Origin of the sequence: Streptococcus sp. IsoGale022, from assembly GCF_031142805.1 — a bacterium.
GTDB lineage: Bacteria > Bacillota > Bacilli > Lactobacillales > Streptococcaceae > Streptococcus > Streptococcus sanguinis_A.
Genome location: NZ_JAKZJI010000023.1, coordinates 1 through 17462, shown reverse-complemented (window position 1 = coordinate 17462; position 17462 = coordinate 1). Strand labels below are relative to the sequence as shown.

18 protein-coding genes are annotated in these 17462 nt (G+C 42.5%); 2 read left to right on the top strand and 16 right to left on the bottom strand.

Annotated elements, in window-relative coordinates:
* The first annotated feature begins 28 nt into the window (after positions 1–28).
* Both RG608_RS10615 and RG608_RS10610 read left to right on the top strand, forming a co-directional pair.
* Positions 29–1594: an ABC transporter substrate-binding protein/permease gene (locus tag RG608_RS10615; protein ID WP_268686833.1), complete on the top strand. Its 1566-nt coding sequence runs from the start codon at positions 29–31 to the stop codon at positions 1592–1594.
* On the top strand, positions 1591–2331 hold the full coding sequence (locus RG608_RS10610) for an amino acid ABC transporter ATP-binding protein (RefSeq protein WP_268686834.1): 741 nt from the start codon (positions 1591–1593) through the stop codon (positions 2329–2331). The genes RG608_RS10615 and RG608_RS10610 overlap by 4 nt, the downstream gene beginning before the upstream one ends.
* A gap of 94 nt (positions 2332–2425) precedes the next feature.
* On the opposite strand, the gene RG608_RS10605 is transcribed toward RG608_RS10610, so the two are convergent.
* The 16 genes from RG608_RS10605 to RG608_RS10530 all read right to left on the bottom strand — a co-directional run bounded on the left by RG608_RS10605 (position 2426) and on the right by RG608_RS10530 (position 17322).
* Positions 2426–2641, bottom strand: coding sequence for a hypothetical protein (locus RG608_RS10605; protein WP_002893653.1), 216 nt, complete (start codon positions 2639–2641; stop codon positions 2426–2428).
* 108 nt (positions 2642–2749) lie between these two features.
* Positions 2750–3682 carry an SPFH domain-containing protein gene (locus RG608_RS10600; protein WP_268686835.1) on the bottom strand — a complete coding sequence of 311 codons (933 nt, stop codon included), beginning with the start codon at positions 3680–3682 and terminating at the stop codon, positions 2750–2752.
* Positions 3683–3738: 56 nt separating this feature from the next.
* Positions 3739–4989 (bottom strand): threonine ammonia-lyase IlvA, encoded by a 1251-nt coding sequence (ilvA, locus tag RG608_RS10595; protein ID WP_268686836.1) that lies wholly within the window; start codon positions 4987–4989, stop codon positions 3739–3741.
* Positions 4990–5088: 99 nt separating this feature from the next.
* Positions 5089–6111 (bottom strand): ketol-acid reductoisomerase, encoded by a 1023-nt coding sequence (gene ilvC, locus RG608_RS10590; RefSeq protein WP_002893657.1) that lies wholly within the window; start codon positions 6109–6111, stop codon positions 5089–5091.
* 64 nt (positions 6112–6175) lie between these two features.
* On the bottom strand, positions 6176–6652 hold the full coding sequence (gene ilvN / locus RG608_RS10585; RefSeq protein WP_002898887.1) for an acetolactate synthase small subunit: 477 nt from the start codon (positions 6650–6652) through the stop codon (positions 6176–6178).
* Complete coding sequence (locus RG608_RS10580; RefSeq protein WP_308946952.1) at positions 6645–8345, bottom strand: acetolactate synthase large subunit; 1701 nt, start codon at positions 8343–8345, stop codon at positions 6645–6647. The genes ilvN and RG608_RS10580 overlap by 8 nt, the downstream gene beginning before the upstream one ends.
* 901 nt (positions 8346–9246) lie before the next feature.
* Complete coding sequence (locus RG608_RS10575; RefSeq protein WP_268686838.1) at positions 9247–9846, bottom strand: response regulator transcription factor; 600 nt, start codon at positions 9844–9846, stop codon at positions 9247–9249.
* Positions 9843–10943, bottom strand: coding sequence for a sensor histidine kinase (locus tag RG608_RS10570; RefSeq protein ID WP_268686839.1), 1101 nt, complete (start codon positions 10941–10943; stop codon positions 9843–9845). Before RG608_RS10570 ends, RG608_RS10575 begins: the two co-directional genes overlap by 4 nt.
* A gap of 4 nt (positions 10944–10947) precedes the next feature.
* On the bottom strand, positions 10948–11682 hold the full coding sequence (locus RG608_RS10565; protein WP_268686840.1) for an ABC transporter permease: 735 nt from the start codon (positions 11680–11682) through the stop codon (positions 10948–10950).
* A gap of 10 nt (positions 11683–11692) precedes the next feature.
* Complete coding sequence (locus RG608_RS10560) at positions 11693–12568, bottom strand: ABC transporter ATP-binding protein (RefSeq protein ID WP_308946951.1); 876 nt, start codon at positions 12566–12568, stop codon at positions 11693–11695.
* 417 nt (positions 12569–12985) lie between these two features.
* Positions 12986–13594, bottom strand: coding sequence for an SP0191 family lipoprotein (locus RG608_RS10555; RefSeq protein ID WP_268686842.1), 609 nt, complete (start codon positions 13592–13594; stop codon positions 12986–12988).
* A 109-nt stretch (positions 13595–13703) separates the two neighbouring features.
* Entirely contained in the window at positions 13704–15368 is a 1665-nt protein-coding gene (locus RG608_RS10550; RefSeq protein WP_268686843.1) for a DAK2 domain-containing protein, read from the bottom strand.
* 2 nt (positions 15369–15370) lie between these two features.
* Positions 15371–15736, bottom strand: coding sequence for an Asp23/Gls24 family envelope stress response protein (locus RG608_RS10545; protein WP_002893676.1), 366 nt, complete (start codon positions 15734–15736; stop codon positions 15371–15373).
* Between the two features lie 141 nt (positions 15737–15877).
* Positions 15878–16066: a 50S ribosomal protein L28 gene (gene rpmB / locus RG608_RS10540; RefSeq protein ID WP_001140948.1), complete on the bottom strand. Its 189-nt coding sequence runs from the start codon at positions 16064–16066 to the stop codon at positions 15878–15880.
* A 130-nt stretch (positions 16067–16196) separates the two neighbouring features.
* The gene (locus RG608_RS10535; RefSeq protein ID WP_002908050.1) at positions 16197–16871 is read right to left on the bottom strand and encodes a hypothetical protein; all 675 of its coding nucleotides are present in this window, start codon (positions 16869–16871) and stop codon (positions 16197–16199) included.
* Between the two features lie 4 nt (positions 16872–16875).
* Positions 16876–17322, bottom strand: a complete 447-nt coding sequence (locus RG608_RS10530; RefSeq protein ID WP_002908049.1) for a LytTR family DNA-binding domain-containing protein — start codon at positions 17320–17322, stop codon at positions 16876–16878.
* Positions 17323–17462 lie beyond the last annotated feature (140 nt).

Sequence of the window (17462 nt, the reverse complement as noted above, 5' to 3'; positions counted from 1 at the left end):
ACTATTATTAGATAAGCAGGAGAAACCCATGAAGAAATTATTAGTCACTCTATTTACAGCCCTCCTGGTCACCTTAGGAACAGTCCATGTTATTCAGGCCGATGACTACCTGAAAATCGGTATGGAGGCAGCCTACGCTCCCTTCAACTGGACTCAGGACGATGACTCCAACGGTGCTGTAAAAATCGAAGGAACCAACCAATATGCCAACGGATACGATGTGCAGATTGCCAAAAAAATTGCACAAGAGATGGGCAAGGAACCTCTGGTTGTCAAGACTTCTTGGAATGGCTTAATTCCTGCTCTGACCTCTGGCAAGATTGATATGATTATTGCTGGTATGAGTCCGACTGCCGAGCGGAAAAAGGAAATCGCCTTTTCCAACAGTTACTACACTAGCGAGCCAGTTCTCCTAGTTCGTAAAGATGGAAAATATGCATCCGCTAAGACTCTAGAAGACTTCAAAGACGCTAAAATTACTTCCCAGCAAGGAGTTTATCTCTACAATCTCATTGACCAGCTGCCTGGCGCCAAAAAAGAAACAGCTATGGGCGACTTTGCTCAGATGCGTCAAGCCTTGGAATCTGGAGTTATTGATGGCTATATCTCTGAGCGGCCAGAAGCCTTGACTGCTGAGACTGCCAACTCCAACTTCAAAATGATTCAGTTTGAGAAAGGATTTGAAGTCGGCGAAGAAGATGCTTCCATTGCTATTGGGATGCGCAAGAATGACGACCGTATTGAGCAGGCCAATGCAGCTATCGCTAAGATTACCACCAATGACCAAGTCAAGCTGATGGATGAGATGATTCAGAAACAGCCTGTTGATACGGATAGTGAAGCAACTAAGGAATCATTCTTCAGCCAAGTAGCTAAGATTCTGGCTGAAAACTGGCCGCAATTCCTACGCGGAGCTGGTTTGACTCTGCTCATTTCGATTACAGGCACCATCGCAGGTCTCATCATTGGACTGCTGATTGGCGTTTATCGGACAGCGCCAGCTTCTAAGAATAAATTATTAGCATCACTGCAAAAAATCTTCGGTTGGTTCTTAAATGTCTATATTGAAATTTTCCGCGGAACTCCGATGATTGTTCAGTCCATGGTTATTTACTACGGAACAGCCCAGGCTTTCGGAATTTCTATTGACCGGACTATCGCTGCTATTTTCATCGTCTCTATCAATACAGGAGCGTATATGAGCGAGATTGTCCGCGGCGGTATCTTTGCCGTTGATAAAGGACAATTTGAGGCCGCAACAGCACTGGGTATGACACATGGCCAGACCATGCGCAAGATTGTTCTGCCTCAGGTCGTCCGCAATATTCTGCCTGCAACTGGTAACGAATTCGTCATCAACATCAAGGATACATCCGTGTTGAACGTTATCTCGGTAGTTGAGCTTTATTTCTCTGGAAATACCATTGCTACCCAGACTTACCAGTACTTCCAAACCTTTACTATCATCGCTGTAATCTACTTTGTCCTGACATTCAGCGTGACACGCATCCTGCGCTATGTTGAAAAACGCTTCGACACAGACAACTACACGACAGGTGCCAATCAAATGCAGACAGGAGAAGTGAAATCATGACAGAAACCATTTTAGAAATTAAAAAACTCAAAAAGTCCTACGGTGAAAACGAAGTCCTCAAGGACATCTCCCTCACCGTTCATAAGGGAGAAGTGATTTCCATCATTGGCAGCTCTGGCAGCGGAAAGTCAACCTTCCTGCGCTCCATTAACCTTCTGGAAACACCAACCGGCGGACAGATTTTCTACCGCGGCAAGAATGTCTTGGCAGAGAACTATGACCTGACCCATTACCGTGAAAAGCTGGGCATGGTCTTTCAGTCTTTCAATCTCTTCGAGAATCTTAATGTCCTAGAAAATACCATCGTCGCTCAGACAACGGTCCTGAAAAAAGAACGGTCAGAAGCCGAGAAAATTGCCAAAGAAAACCTCAACAAGGTTGGCATGGGCGAGCAATACTGGCAGGCCAAGCCTAAGCAACTCTCAGGAGGTCAGAAGCAGCGGGTCGCTATTGCCCGCGCCCTCTCCATGAATCCTGACGCCATCCTCTTTGACGAGCCAACTTCAGCCCTAGACCCTGAAATGGTTGGTGAAGTTCTGAAAATCATGAAAGAACTAGCTCAGGAAGGACTGACTATGATAGTCGTGACCCACGAAATGGAATTTGCCCGTGATGTCTCCAGCCGTGTCATCTTTATGGATAAGGGCGTTATCGCTGAAGCTGGCAGCCCACAGGATATCTTCACCAATCCAAAAGAAGAAAGAACCAAAGAATTCCTGCAGCGCTTCCTCAGCTAAATTACTTCTATTTTCAAAAACAAAAAGGAATCTGGAACTAAATCCAGATTCCTTTTTTATTTAATGAGCAATATCAGTTGCACGATTTTGAAGTTTAGTCTTCAAATTTTTCATGGTTTTTGTCGTAGAAATCAATCAAGCCAAGAGCTGTTTCAAAAGAGATATTTTTCACTTTTGCACGTCCTTGAGCAAGAGCAATGATAGACATTTCACGTGCATTTGTTTCTTTACTAATACGGTAACCGGTGATCTTCTTATCACGTACCCAACTAACAACAGATTCTACTTTCTCGAAATTAGATTTAGCCATTTCTTACTCCTCTCTATTCTAGCTACATCAACTACTATAATTGTTTTTATACAGTTTGTCAACTTAAACAAACCAAATTCGAACAAATTAAATAATTCTGAATTTTCTTTACTTAGCTTTGAGGGCTGAAAGTATCTGAGTCCGAATACTTTCGACTCCTTCTGGATTTGCTGGAAGGAAGATGGTATTATTACCCGAACTATCTGCAAAATTATTCAAAGTATCCAGGTACTGGTTGGTCAAAAGAATAGACATAATCTGCTCTTCTGTCAACTCAATATTGGCTCCCTTCAATTCCTTGATGGAGTCTGCCAAACCATCCACAATAGCCTTACGCTGCTCGGCAATACCAACACCATGCAAGCGGTCTTTCTCAGCTTCCGCAGAAGCAGCTGTCACAATCTTAATCTTGTCAGCCTCTGCCAATTCCTGAGCAGCCACACGCTTCCGTTGCGCTGCATTGATTTCGTTCATAGACTGTTTAACTTCGGCATCAGGCTCAACCTTGGTAATCAAGGTTTTGACAATAATGTAACCATAGGTCGACATTTCTTCTGCCACTTGTTTTTGGACTTCTAGGGCAATTTCGTCCTTTTTTTCAAAGAGCTCGTCCAAGGTCAGCTTTGGAACAGAGGAGCGAAGAGCGTCTTCAATATAGGACTTAATCTGCGCTTCCGGTCTCATAAGCTTGTAGTACGCATCAATCACGTTGTTTTCATTTACACGATATTGTGTCGCAACATTCATGGTTACGAACACATTATCCTGTGTCTTAGTTTCAACGATAATCTCGCTCTGCAGCAAACGCAGCTGAACACGAGCTGCTATCTTGTCAATCCCTAAAGGAAGGCGGAAATTGATACCGCTGCTGCTGGTTTTGTGATAGCGTCCAAAACGCTCAATGATTGCCACAGATTGCTGACGAACCACATAGACTGCACTAAGCATCAAGAATATAAAGATTATGATCAATATGATAAAGAAAAATGGAATAAAAAACATGTTCAAGCCTCCTTGATTCACTATAGTATATTCTAACATATTTAATTTGCAGTTTCAAACGAAAGCATACAAATTAGGCTAAAATATATTTAGAATTAGACAAGCATATTGTAGAGTGTTTCATTCCCGTTCAGATTGATAAAGGACGGATCGAACTGCTCAATACGGTTAATCAAAGAAGCATAATCATGCTTATCTGCCAGTGAAATACCAATCAAAACTGGTCCCGTTCCCTTGCTTGCCCGCTTGATATATTCAAAACGAGTGATGTCGTCATTGGGTCCTAAAATATCATTTACGAATTCACGCAAGGCACCTGGACGCTGCGGGAAGTTAACCACAAAATAGTGCTTAATACCATCATAAATAAGTGCCCGTTCTTCCATCTCTGGCATACGGTTGATGTCATTATTACCACCTGAGATAATGCAACAGATAGTCTTCCCTTTAATATACTCGCTCAGAACTTCCAAAGCAGCAACACTTGCCGCACCAGCTGGCTCTGCGACAATCCCTTGCTTGGAGTATAGGTCAATGATGGTCTCTGAAATAAGACCTTCATCTACACCAATAAGGTTTTGAACATTCTTTTGTGTAACCTCATAGGTTGACGCACCGACCTTCTGGACTGCGATACCGTCCGCAAATTTGTCGATTTCTTTAAGCTTGACCGGACCTCCAGCTTCAAAGGCTGCTTTCATACTGCGGGCACCGTTGGCTTCCACACCAATAACTTCGATAGCTGGCTGACTTTCTTTGATATAGGTTGAGACTCCTGATATCAGGCCGCCGCCGCCAACTGGTACTAAAACTGCATCAAAAGTGATAGCTTCTCTCTTGGCCTCGTCTAAGATTTCGTAGGCCACTGTTCCTTGACCAGCTTGGACATCTTCATTATCAAAAGGATCGATAAAGGTGCGATTTTCAGCCTCAGTATAGTCAAGCGCTGCCTTGGCCGAAGCATCAAAGGTATCTCCAACCAGCTTGATATCCACAAATTCACCGCCAAAGAAGCGAACCTGGCTAATCTTCTGCTGAGGAGTCGTGATGGGCATAAAAATAGTTGCTGGAATTTTCATTTCCTTACAAGTATAGGCCACTCCTTGGGCGTGATTTCCCGCAGAAGCACAGACAACTCCACGCTGGCGCTCCTCTTCATTAAGTTGAGAAATGGCATAATAAGCCCCGCGGAGTTTAAAAGAGCGTACCCGCTGCATATTTTCCTTCTTCAGGTAAATCTTGGCCTGGTACTTCTCCGACAAATAATGGTCGTAGTCAAGCGGAGTATTGACAACCGCATCTTTTAACACTTTATGAGCATGAGTGATATCTTTTGCTCTGAGCATATTTTTTTCCTTCCCTATTCTTCCAGTTTATCTCTATCAAGCAAAACAAGGGGCTGGGAATTCGCATTCCAACCCCTAATGTCTTATCTGCTCTTTATCTTAATTGTAAATCTTGAAAGCATCGTCGTCGTTTTTACCAACGAATGGCATTGCTTTACGCAATTCTGCACCGACTTTTTCAATCTCTAGATTAGCAGCTTGCTCACGGTAAGCAGTGAGTTTTGGACGACCAGCTTTATAGTCATCAACGAAGTCATTAGCAAATTTACCGTTTTGGATATCAGCCAAGACCGCCTTCATGTTTTCTTTGACTTGCTCAGTAATCACGCGCGGACCAGATACATAGTCACCATATTCGGCTGTATTTGAGATAGATTGACGCATCTTCTTGAAACCACCCTCATAGATCAAGTCTACAATCAGTTTCATTTCGTGCAGCACTTCAAAGTAAGCCAATTCTGGTGCATAACCTGCTTCAGTCAGAACTTCAAATCCTGCTTCGATCAGGGCAGTCAAACCACCACAAAGCACAGCTTGTTCACCAAAGAGATCTTCTTCTGTTTCTTCTTTATAAGTTGTTTCAAGCAAACCAACACGAGCTGAACCAACACCTTTACACCAGTCCATTGCGATGTCTTTTGCATTTCCAGTAGCGTCTTGGTAAACTGCATAGAGAGCTGGTACACCAAAACCTTCTTCGAAAGTACGGCGAACCAAGTGACCAGGACCTTTCGGCGCACACATGAAGACATCTACATCAGCAGGAACTTTGATAAATTCAAAATGGATGTTGAAACCATGAGCAAACCCAACAGCATTGCCAGCTTCCAAGTTTGGAGCGATTTCTGCTTCATAGAGATCTTGTTGGATTTCATCTGGAGCCAAAATCATGATAACATCAGCCAATTTAGCTGCTTCTGCTACTGTATAAGTATCAAAGCCGTCTTCTTTAGCTTTATCAAATGACTTACCAGGACGAACACCGATAATCACATCGTGGCCTGTATCACGCAAGTTTTGCGCATGGGCATGACCTTGTGAACCATAGCCAATTACGGCAATTTTCTTACCGTCAAGTGCTGCTACTTTTACATCTTTTTCGTATTCCATTGTTACTGCCATAAGTTTTACTCTCTTTTCTATTTTTATTGCCTGTTAGGCGGTTTTAACAAATTAAAGGTTTGATTTAATCTCGGGTAAAGCCTGTCGCTCCAGTCCGAGCAATATTTTTGATACCATACGGGCGGATGACGCGAAGCAGAGCCTCACTCTTCTCCGCGTCACCAGTCATCTGAACGGTAATAGAGCTAGGTGCCACATCCACAACTGTCGCCCGGAATGGCTGGATAATAGACAGAATCTCTGCCCGCTTATCAGCTGGAGCCGAGACCTTAACCAGAATCACTTCACGCTCCAAGTGAGGGCGGTCTGTGATATCTCGAACCCGAATCACATCAATCTGACGATTGAGCTGCTTGATAATCTGCTCAACCTCTGCTAATGAAGCCACATCAATGATGATGGTAATACGGGATACTTCCGGATTTTCCGTCGTTCCAACTGAGATACTCTCGATATTAACCTGACGTCTGGAAAGGACACCCGTGAAGCGGTTCAGAACACCCGAACGGTTTTGGAGTTTAGCTGTCAACATTCTACGCATGGAACTTCACCCCCAGCATCTCATGATTGCTCTTGCCAGCCGGCACCATCGGAAGAACGTGCTCCTTGCGAGAGATATCTACCTCAATAAACATTGGTATATCTTCCTTCAGGACTTCCAAATCCTGAACAATAGTCTCCGGATTGTCAAATTTATAAGCTTTAACACCATAGGCCTGAGCCATGAGCTGAAAATCTGGCAAAGTTTCAAAGACAGACTCAGAGGTACGACCATCATAGAAAGCTTCCTGCCACTGGCGCACCATACCTAGCGAATGATTATTGAGCATGATGACCTTAATCGGAATCTTATAGATATTGAGAATAGCCATCTCTTGGTTTGTCATTTGATAGCCACCATCTCCGACAAAGAGCACCACTTCCTTATCCGGATTGGCAATTTTAGCTCCAATCGCTGCAGGCACACCAAAGCCCATGGTTCCCAGACCGCCAGAAGTTACCAGTTGACGCTCGTTTTTATAAGGATAATATTGGGCGGCCCACATTTGGTGCTGACCGACGTCTGTTACAACGATGGCATCACCCTTGGTCAGCTCACCCACGCGCTCAATGACAGCCTGAGGCTGTACGACACGTTCTTTCTTATCATATGAGCGAACCCGTTCCTTATCCTGCGTTACTTTTTCAATCCACTTGCTGGTATTGTTATGCACCTGCTCTTCATTCAATAGCATCTGCAGGGCTTTCTTAGCATCCCCTACGATAGGGATGTCTACACTGATAATCTTTCCAATTTCCGCTGGATCAATATCAATATGTGCTACTTTAGCGTTCTTGGCAAAGGTTTTCGGGTTACCAGTCAGACGGTCATCAAAGCGGCAGCCGATACTAATCATAAAGTCGGCCTCAGTCATGGCAATATTGGCCGCAAAAGAACCGTGCATCCCACCCATACCTAAGAACAAAGGATGGTCTGTCGCAATAGTCCCCTGACCCAACAAGGTAGTGACTACTGGAATCTGATACCGCTCCGCCAAAGCAACCAGCTCCTCTGCTGCCTCGGCATAACTAATACCGCCTCCTGAAAGCAGAACCGGCTTTTTAGCCTTAGAGATTTGTTTGATAATCTTCTTAATCTGCAATTCATTAGGCTCAATAGTCGGCTGGTAACTCGGCAGATGCAACTTGCTGTCGTAGATAAAGTCTGTTTCCAGAGCTGAGACATCCTTAGGCAAATCAATAACGACCGGCCCAGGACGACCTGTCGTCGCAATGTGAATAGCTTCTGTAATGATGCGCGGAATTTCTGCCGTCTCCCGGACCTGATAATTGTACTTGGTGATAGGAGTCGTAATCCCAACAATATCCGCTTCCTGAAAGGCATCTTTACCGATTCCAGCCTTGGCTACCTGACCAGTAAAGACTAAAAGGGGTACGCTATCACTCATGGCATCAGCAATTCCGGTAATGGCATTGGTAGCTCCCGGACCACTCGTCACGACGGATACTCCGATTTTCCCAGTAGACTTAGCATAGCCTTCTGCTTCGTGAACACAGCCTTGCTCATGACGACCTAAAATATGACGGATACCTTCAAAATTATAAATGGCATCATAAAGCGGCAGCACAGCTCCGCCAGGATAGCCAAAAATCGTATCAACACCAAGACTCTTCAAGGTTTCTAAAACAAGCTCCGAACCTGTCTTAGGAGTTTCTAATTTGATTTTCTCCATTCTTCCCCTTTCATTTATTTACAATTTTCTAAAAATTCAAAAAGCTTTCTACTATGATAACATTTTTGAAAAAAATTGCAAGCCATGCAGAATATTTTTCTACATTTTTTTAGCGATTTATCAGATGAAAAGGGAAAATTTTCCAAAGAAACCGAATAAGAGCATGCTGCTTCCATATCAGGGTTTGCCTTTTCTCTGTAAACAGGAAAACAACCTTCTTACACTATTGCTTTTATTTTCTATGGACTTCCTTTTTCTTTAGTGGTATAATAATGCTATTAATTTATCAATGGAGGTCAACAATGGAGAAATTTCTTAATATTTTCAGAAGTCTTGACCGTTCTTGGCTGATTCGTCACTACATTTTTAGCTTTGCTTTTTTTGGGCTACTATTTGTTATGCTAAAAGGTTTCAGCACACCTCTTCCTGTCTGGCTTTCTTTATCTGAGTTTTACGCTCTTTTATCCTTTTGCCATGTTTGTCTATGAAAGCATCGTTGATTTGATTATAGGGGACAACATTTTTCTCATTCCTGTCCTTATCATGATTATTTGGAAAATCATTCGCTTCTTTATCATCTGGCTTTTTTCCATACCTATCGGCTTGATCGGACTAATTTATCTCTACTTTTCTGTCAATCGTAAGACTGACTAAGGCTGCTTCCCTAAGACAAGCAAAAACTGTAGCAAGAATGATAATTCATTCTTAGATTATACAAAACAAAAGAAACAGGTCTTCTACCTAACTATGGTATAGAAAACCTGTTTCTTTTTTCAATTTTTTAGTTCATTATCTCTGAATGGTCGATAGCTCGCCTACACAAGATTGGAGATTAAAGGAAAAGAAATAATGTTTTTTCTTGATATGCCAATATATCTGATTCCTCTCAAGCTCCTGCCAGCTATAACCAGCCTTTCTCTTGCCCGATTCGGACAGCTTCTGTTCGATTTTCAGCATCTAGCTTGGTCAAAATAGCAGACATATAGTTACGAACCGTTCCATTTGACAGGTAGAGTTTTTCAGCAATTTCTTTATTGGACAGGCCAGTCGCCGCAGCTTGCAGGACTAGCCTCTCCTGCTGAGAGAGAGGATTCCTACTGGTCATTAGCACCTCCATCAATTCCGGCGAATATTCCTTTTGCCCATCTAGAACGGTATGGATGGTCTTCATCAAATCCGCAATGCTACGCTCTTTGAGCACATAAGCATCTACATCCGCCTTAACAGCTCGCTCAAAGTAGCCCGGTCGCTTGAAGGTTGTGACGATGATGACCTTGATGTTGGGTCGATTGGCCTTGACCCATTCGAGAACATCTAGGCCAGTCTGGTGGGGCATTTCCACATCCAAAATAGCTACATCAACAGTTTCTGACTTGAGACAGTCAATGGCCTTCTGCCCATCTGCGGCCTGATAGACTTCTTCGACATCTGACTGCAGCTGCAAGAGCTGAGCTAAGGCATCTCTCAGCATACTTTGATCTTCTGCTAACAAAAGTTTCATGCTTCCTTCCCTCCGTATGGCAATTCAATTCGAATCCATGTTGGATCTTGGCTGCTGAGAATCTCAAGCCTTCCTGACAAGGCAGACAGTCGCTCTCGAATACTATGCAACTCCCGACCAGTCAGCTTTTGAAAACCACAACCATCATCCTGAATGTCTAAAATAAGCTTTTCGTCGTTCTTTACCAAAGAAAAATTACTCTTTTTAGCCTTGGCATGCTTAATGATATTGGTCGCCGCCTCCAGTAAGATCATACTAATCGTCGACTGCTGACTCGGTGGGATACTGGCAACATTGAGTTGGTTATCTATTTTTACCTGAACGCCGCTCATCTCCAGCATGGCACGAATGGTCACTAGTTCCTCGTCCAGAGTCCGATTCTTTAGATCGTTAATAATCCGCCGAACATCAGCCATGGACTTCTTACTAATCTCTTGCACTTCCTGCAGTTCTTTTGCTGCCTTGTCATAGGCTTCCATCTGCAAAAACTGCTGAGCCAGCTCCGCCTTAACACTGAGCATAGCAAAGGTGTGTCCTAGACTATCATGTAAGTCTCGACCAATCCGATTGCGCTCATTTTCCGCCAGGAAAAGATTCAGCTGGGCATTTTGCTTGACCTTTTCTTCCTTGATTCGCTCTGTCGTTTGAATCCGATAAAGACCAAAAGTCAAACCATCCGAAAAGAGAAAGATTACAATATAGGAAAGCAGCTCTGCTGGACCAACATTGCCCATCAAATAATTAGTCAGCACAATAGCAGGCTGCAAGGCGAGAAAGGTCAAAAAACGCCAGGATTTAAAAGAAATATCATCCAGTTCGTAAATAAGAAGATTGGATAGATAAAAAATATACCAGGTAAAACCTGTATTCAGCCAGACAGAACCATAATATATGTAAGCAATCAAGAGCCACCAAGAAAAAAACTGGATAAGGCGATGGTTACTTAACAAGACCGCATAGTAAGCCGCAACAAAAATAGCTGTCCAGAGCAAGACGAAAAGCGGGTATTCCCCGCTAATCACTCCCGCAACTGGAAAGATGATAAAGACCAGCGCAATATGAAACATATAGTGGACTTGTTTAAGTTTTTCCCACATGAATTTATTTTACCTCAATTCGCTTTTTGAGCTGCAGCACAAGAATGCTGACCAAAACCGTATAAATAAGAACAATCAAAGCGGCCTTGCCATTAAACTCATGGTGTTCCAGATAAGAAGACACGACTTGCATCAGTTGATAACTTGGCGTCAACTTACCGATTGGCTGGAGCCATTTTGGAAACATAGTCAGAGGAAACCATAGACCGCCTAGAACAGCCAGTGCCATATAGACGATATTGCCCACAACAGACATGAGCTGAGCACTTGGCAAGAGACTGACCAATACACCCATAGCAATAAAGACCACACTTCCTACCAGAAGAATCACGGCAATAAGAAGCCAGTCTACCATTGGCAGATTAACACCGCGAACAAAATGCCCAATCGAGAAGACTACAATGATAGAAAGCATAAAAGTCAACAGCGTACTGCAAAGTTTTGATATATAATATTTTACCATAGAAATCGGCGAGTGCTGAATCATTTTTTGCCAATTATTATTTTTATCAGACTGTAAAGTGCTTGGAATGCTAAAGAAAGCACTAGACATGATACTAAAAAGAGTCATAGAGAAGAGGTAGCCTCGAAGCACAGGTTCAGGCGTATCACTTCCAGACATCATTCCTGAGAAAATCAGGTAAAAGACGCTGGGCAGACCAATAGACAAGAGATAATAAGCAGCCTGCCGTTTCATTAAAATCAACTCAATCTTCATAAGACTTGCCATATTTTTCATGATTACTCTCCTATTCTTGTGTTGTTTCAAAAATACTACCCAAGAGGGTACGATTACGTACTTCAATCTCTTCGATTGTACAGCCGTGTTCCTGCAGAACCTGCCAGACCTGTCCAGCATCTCTAGTAGCAAAAGATAAAGCCTTTTGCTTGATTTCTATATCAGTCACATTATCCAGCTTTTCCAGCACAGACTGATAAGTCAGCGGCAAGGTGAAGTGTTTTTCCTGTTCTTCACTGCGCATGGCATAAGGCGTCGTATCCCGAATCAGCTCACCCTTGTGCAGCACCAAAATCCGATCTGCCGTATGCTCAACTTCTTCGATATAATGAGAGGAATAAACGATGGTCACTCCTTGCTGCTTGAGCTGATTAACAATTTCCCAGAAATGCTGACGAGTGGAGGTGTCCATAGCTGACGTCGGTTCGTCCAAGAACAGAATCTTAGGACGGCCAATCAGACTCAGAACAAAAGAGAAGAGACGTTTTTGTCCACCAGATAGCTTACTGGCCAACTGATTCTTTTGCTTGTCTGTAAATTGCAGCAAGCCATCAATTTCTTGATCAGACAGACTATTTGGATAAATTGCTTGGAAGAAAGTCAAAAGTTCCTTGACCTTCAAATCCTCCACCACTGTATTTTCCTGTGGTAAAATCGCTACAGACTGTTTGAGATGATTGTCAGTTGGTTTGAGTCCCTGAATCCTTGCCTGGCCTGCTGTCAGAAACTTATCACCCAACAAACAATCCATGAGAGTCGTTTTCCCTGCTCCGTTGGGACCAATCAAGGCCACACAGTCACCTTGGGAGATTTCAAAGGAAATATCCTTTAAAATCTCCTTACCATGAATGCTTTTTGAAAGCTTCTTTACTTCAATCAGTTCCATTTTGCTCCTCCTTTGATTTGATGAACCGTATGTACATCTTTCCTTTATTTTTCCAAAGCCGGAAGAATACTAAGCACTATCGCTTTTTCAATGCCTACAGCAACCTTTTATCATTTTGTTAACTATATTATAAGGCAAAGAAATTTTTCCTACTAGTTGATTTTGTCACCGACTGACATGACAAATGTCACTATTCTGCTTTTAGAGCACAAAGCTAGCAAATATTGGAATAATCTGTTTATCTCCCCTCTGCATGAAGACACAAAAAAGCCGGTCCCCCTCGTTGAGAGAAGCCGACTAGTTGTATGTCTGTTGCAATTTAGATAGAAACTGGAATCAAAGCAGCCTAATCTAAAAAATTTTTCAATAAAGAGGCTACTCAATTTGTAAGATGAGGTGACCAACGCTTTTTAAAATTTAGCTCTGTACCTCTTCTTTGAGACCATTGAGCTTCAGACTCAGAATGAACATCTCAGGTGTAATATCCTTAATGTCCTTTAGTCCAAAGCCTTGGAAGAAAGAATTCTTTTCCACCTCTTCGACATTGACCTTTTGCAAATCAATTTCAATCAAGGTCTGCAGTTTTTTATCCGCTGTAACTGAATAATCAATATTAACACCTTCCAAACTCTTAGCTGCTACATAATTCGAATCAGACTGCATTCCTTCACGAATGATAGTCGTCATTTCCTCTGGAGTCAAAGTAGCTGATGCCGCACTAGCTTCTTCTGGCAAGGAAGTGAGCAATTCCATCCGAAGATTCAAGATTTTCTTGCCCTGATAGGTAATTGTATCACGATGATGGATCTCTTCAATGTCTCCGACTAAAGTTTTAGAGACAATCTCTGTACTTTCAGAAGAAGAACTGGATGACTTGCTAGAGCTGGAGCTAGAGCTGGATTTAGTCCTCCTAGAAGAAGCTGCTGATTCAGAAGAATGTCTAGGACGATGCTTGCTGAAGCTAGGAAGCACACAGCCCGTCAAGAGTACCGAAGCAGAAATAACAAGAATGAAAAATTTTTTCATAGTTCACCTTTTTTACTTTTTATTTGTTACAGTATAACATAATACCAGTTTCTTGTCTAAGTATTTTCTATAAAATAATAAAAGACAACCTTTCGATTGCCTTTTTATGCTATTCAACACTAAAAATATATGGATAAACCGGCTGACTGCCCTGATGAATTTCTACTTCGACATCCTCGAATTGTTCCATCAAATCTTGAGCAAGACTGCTAGCCAACTCTTCGCTGCCGTCTTCACCGATATAGATAGAGACAATCTCGCTGTCTTCATTGAGCATCTTGCTGAACGTTTCTTTCAAAGTTGCCAGCATATCTGGATTAGAAACAACAATCTTACCATCCACCATACCGAGGTTGTCATTTTCATGAATTTCCAAGCCATCAATCGTCGTATCACGAACCGCAGTCGTCACGCTGCCGCTGACTACTTCTGCCAAGGCTGCAGTCATACGCTCTTGGTTTTCCTCAATAGTCTTGCCGCCATCAAAAGCCAGGAGACTGGTCAAGCCTTGAGGAATCGTACGAGTCTCAATAACAGCTGCAGGTTGTTCAATCACTTCCGCTGCTGATTGGGCTGCCATGAAGATGTTTTTATTGTTTGGCAAGATAATAATATTGCGAGCATTGACTTGCTCCACAGCTTTGATAAAGTCTTCCGTTGATGGATTCATAGTTTGACCGCCAGAGATGATATAGTCAACTCCCTGAGCCTTAAAAATTTCAGCCAAGCCATCACCAGCTACGACAGCGATAATCGCAAAGTCTTTTTCTTGAGCAGGCTTAGCTGAGCGTTCTTCCTTTTCAACCTGCGCTTCGTGCTGGTTGCGCATATTGTCAACCTTGACCTTGACCAAACTACCATACTTGAGACCTTCCTGCATAACCAATCCTGGATCTTCAGTATGGACATGGACTTTGACTATTTCATCATCGTTGACTACCAACAGGGAATCTCCCAAATCGTTGAGGTAGTTACGGAATTCATCATAATCAAAGTCTTTTACATAGGTTGGTCCTGCCTTGAGAGCCACCATGATTTCTGTACAGTAGCCGTAAGTGATGTCTTCCGTTGCCACATGGCCAGCTACAGACTTATGATGCTCAGCATTGATCATCTCAGACATGGTCGCAGGTGTCGCCACAAAGTCCTCAGACGCAATATATTCGCCTGTAAGAGCAGACAAGAAGCCTTCGTAGATAAAGACCAGTCCTTGACCGCCAGAATCCACAACACCGACTTCTTTCAGAACCGGCAGCATATCCGGTGTCTTAGCCAAAGCAGCCTTAGCTCCTTCAAGAGCCGCTTTCATAACTTCTACAGCATCATTAGTGACTTCAGCTTTCTTCTTGGCACCGATCGCCGCACCGCGGGAAACAGTCAAAATCGTTCCCTCAACCGGCTTCATAACTGCCTTGTAAGCCACTTCTACACCAGACTGAAAGGCCAGAGCTAGATCTTCACCAGTCAGCTCTTCATACTCTTTCACACTTTGAGAAAAACCGCGGAAAAGCTGGGAGGTGATAACTCCTGAATTACCACGCGCACCCATCAAAAGACCTTTCGCAAAGATACCTGCCGCTTCTCCAACTGTTGAAGCAGACTTATCTGACACTTCCTTAGCACCATTTTCAATAGTCATACCCATGTTGGTACCTGTATCGCCATCTGGAACCGGGAAGACATTCAAAGAGTTCACATATTCAGCCTGTTTATTTAAGCGAGTAGATGCCGCCTGCACCATTTCTTGAAATAAACTAGTAGTAATATTTGCCACGATTATTCTCCTACGACTTTAATATTTTGGATATAAACATTCACTGCATGGGCAGTAATTCCGAGCTTGTTTTCCAAACTGAATTTAACACGCTCTTGGATGTTTTTGGAAACTTCGCTGATTTTGACTCCATAGCTTAACACAGTGTAGACATCAACTGCGATATCACCTTCATCAGTCGCTTTCACAACCACGCCCTTAGCATAGTTTTCTTTTCCTAAAAGGGCTTGAAAATTATCCTTGATTGCATTTTTGCTGGCCATGCCAACTACACCAAAAATTTCAGTCGCTGCACCGCCGACGATTGTCGCAATCACATCATCAGTCAGCTCAATTTGACCATCTTTTGTATTAATTTTCACAGTCATAATTTGTACCTCAAAAGTATTTTATAGTTTATTCTACCATATTTTATACAGGGTGTAAAAGAGGAAGGGTCTAAATCAACTGTCTAGGCGGAAATTTACAAGCAAAAAAGGACGGAAAATTTCCATCCTTTTAAATAAAAATTAAACGCGTTCAACTTTACCTGATTTAAGGGCACGAGCTGAAGCCCAAACTTTTTTAGGTTTACCGTCAATCAAAACAGTAACTTTTTGAAGATTTGGTTTAACAGCGCGTTTTGTTTGGTTCATCGCGTGAGAGCGGTTGTTTCCTGATACAGTCTTACGACCAGTAAAGTAACATACTTTAGCCATTGATACTTATCCTCCTGATTAGTTTAAGGTGTTTTACCACATACTTATAAAGTCTACCATACTTTACCGAGTTTGGCAAGAGCTAGTTCCCAAGTTTTGCAAATAATCACCTTTTTAAAACAAGAAATAATTAGATATAAATCACTTTCAAATGACCGAAAGCCACGCTGCCTTCTAAATAGAGCGTTTTTTCTTTTTCACTGGTATCGCGAACTTGAGAAACACCGCCAAAAGCACAAGCAACCTTGCTGACAACCTGCCAAGAGCTTGGAACAAAGAGAGTGGCATTACCAAAAGCAACTTCCACTTTAAAAGTCGCTGAATCCCCAGCTATCTTAGCGTTGTCAAAGTAAACCTTGGCACTACCAAAAGAGCAAGTCAGCTCATCATAGCTAAAATTGTCCTTATTGACATAACGGGTGCCTGAGCCAAAGACAATGCCTTCGCCACCAATTTCTTCGCCAGAAAAATGTTTAGAAAAATGCCTTAATTTCCATTTTTTGCTAGGTTTGACCAAGAAATTGACACCGATACAGGCTAGAATACCAGCAAAACTAACTGCGCTTGCTGAGATATTGGGCAAGAGGTCGTAAGTGCTATTAGCAATGATAAAAGCGATAATGGCAAAGATAAAACCTAGCGGAATGTTGCCAGAATAGAAGCTCTCCGCTGAAAAATAGACAAAGCCCATAATGACCAACAAAGGCCAAACATTGATGTGAATAACGGGAATCCCGAAATTCCCCTGCAAAAGTACCCAAGCTGCTAGAAGTAAGCAAGCCAGTCCTAATATTGTTTTTCTCATGATGTTACCTCGTTTCGTTTAACTTTTCTTTTAAAATTTGATAATAGTGCCTAGACACATACACTTCCTTATGGGTATCGTAGAAACGGACGCTGCTACTGCCCGAAAAGGATTTTTCCAGCGAGTAAATCGCCTTACTATTGATAATGCTGGATTTGGATATGCGACAAAAATAATAGGGCAGGCGGTCTTCCAACTCATAGAGCTTGTGCTTGACTTCATAAGCATCCTCACGCGTATGAGCAAAAATCTTGCTACCGTCAGTCTCGAAAAAGAGAATATTGTCAATATCCAGAAAATATTCGCTAGCTCCCTTATAAAAAATAATGGGCGGTGCCGTTGCTTGCTCCAGAGCTTGCTGAATTTGCTCGAGCTGAGCATCAAATCGAGCAGCCCTGATGACAATCTCTACTTCCGCTAAATCCGAATCCAGTTCTACTCGAATTTTCATTGCTACCTCCTTTACTTTCTACGTTTATTATATCAGTTTCAAAATGAGAAACAAGGCTTTTTCAGTAAGTGGTAGATTTTGGGCGGTAAGTGGTTTGCTGCTAACATTGACAAGAATCAAACATCAAAAAACCGGGTCTC

Excerpts from the sequence above, each read along its gene's own strand:
- RG608_RS10615 (WP_268686833.1), top strand. The coding sequence starts at position 29 with ATGAAGAAATTATTAGTCACTCTATTTACAGCCCTCCTGGTCACCTTA.
- RG608_RS10610 (WP_268686834.1), top strand. The coding sequence starts at position 1,591 with ATGACAGAAACCATTTTAGAAATTAAAAAACTCAAAAAGTCCTACGGT.
- RG608_RS10605 (WP_002893653.1), bottom strand. The coding sequence starts at position 2,641 with ATGGCTAAATCTAATTTCGAGAAAGTAGAATCTGTTGTTAGTTGGGTA.
- RG608_RS10600 (WP_268686835.1), bottom strand. The coding sequence starts at position 3,682 with ATGTTAGAATATACTATAGTGAATCAAGGAGGCTTGAACATGTTTTTT.
- ilvA (WP_268686836.1), bottom strand. The coding sequence starts at position 4,989 with ATGCTCAGAGCAAAAGATATCACTCATGCTCATAAAGTGTTAAAAGAT.
- ilvC (WP_002893657.1), bottom strand. The coding sequence starts at position 6,111 with ATGGCAGTAACAATGGAATACGAAAAAGATGTAAAAGTAGCAGCACTT.
- ilvN (WP_002898887.1), bottom strand. The coding sequence starts at position 6,652 with ATGCGTAGAATGTTGACAGCTAAACTCCAAAACCGTTCGGGTGTTCTG.
- RG608_RS10580 (WP_308946952.1), bottom strand. The coding sequence starts at position 8,345 with ATGGAGAAAATCAAATTAGAAACTCCTAAGACAGGTTCGGAGCTTGTT.
- RG608_RS10575 (WP_268686838.1), bottom strand. The coding sequence starts at position 9,846 with ATGAAACTTTTGTTAGCAGAAGATCAAAGTATGCTGAGAGATGCCTTA.
- RG608_RS10570 (WP_268686839.1), bottom strand. The coding sequence starts at position 10,943 with ATGTGGGAAAAACTTAAACAAGTCCACTATATGTTTCATATTGCGCTG.
- RG608_RS10565 (WP_268686840.1), bottom strand. The coding sequence starts at position 11,682 with ATGAAAAATATGGCAAGTCTTATGAAGATTGAGTTGATTTTAATGAAA.
- RG608_RS10560 (WP_308946951.1), bottom strand. The coding sequence starts at position 12,568 with ATGGAACTGATTGAAGTAAAGAAGCTTTCAAAAAGCATTCATGGTAAG.
- RG608_RS10555 (WP_268686842.1), bottom strand. The coding sequence starts at position 13,594 with ATGAAAAAATTTTTCATTCTTGTTATTTCTGCTTCGGTACTCTTGACG.
- RG608_RS10545 (WP_002893676.1), bottom strand. The coding sequence starts at position 15,736 with ATGACTGTGAAAATTAATACAAAAGATGGTCAAATTGAGCTGACTGAT.
- rpmB (WP_001140948.1), bottom strand. The coding sequence starts at position 16,066 with ATGGCTAAAGTATGTTACTTTACTGGTCGTAAGACTGTATCAGGAAAC.
- RG608_RS10535 (WP_002908050.1), bottom strand. The coding sequence starts at position 16,871 with ATGAGAAAAACAATATTAGGACTGGCTTGCTTACTTCTAGCAGCTTGG.
- RG608_RS10530 (WP_002908049.1), bottom strand. The coding sequence starts at position 17,322 with ATGAAAATTCGAGTAGAACTGGATTCGGATTTAGCGGAAGTAGAGATT.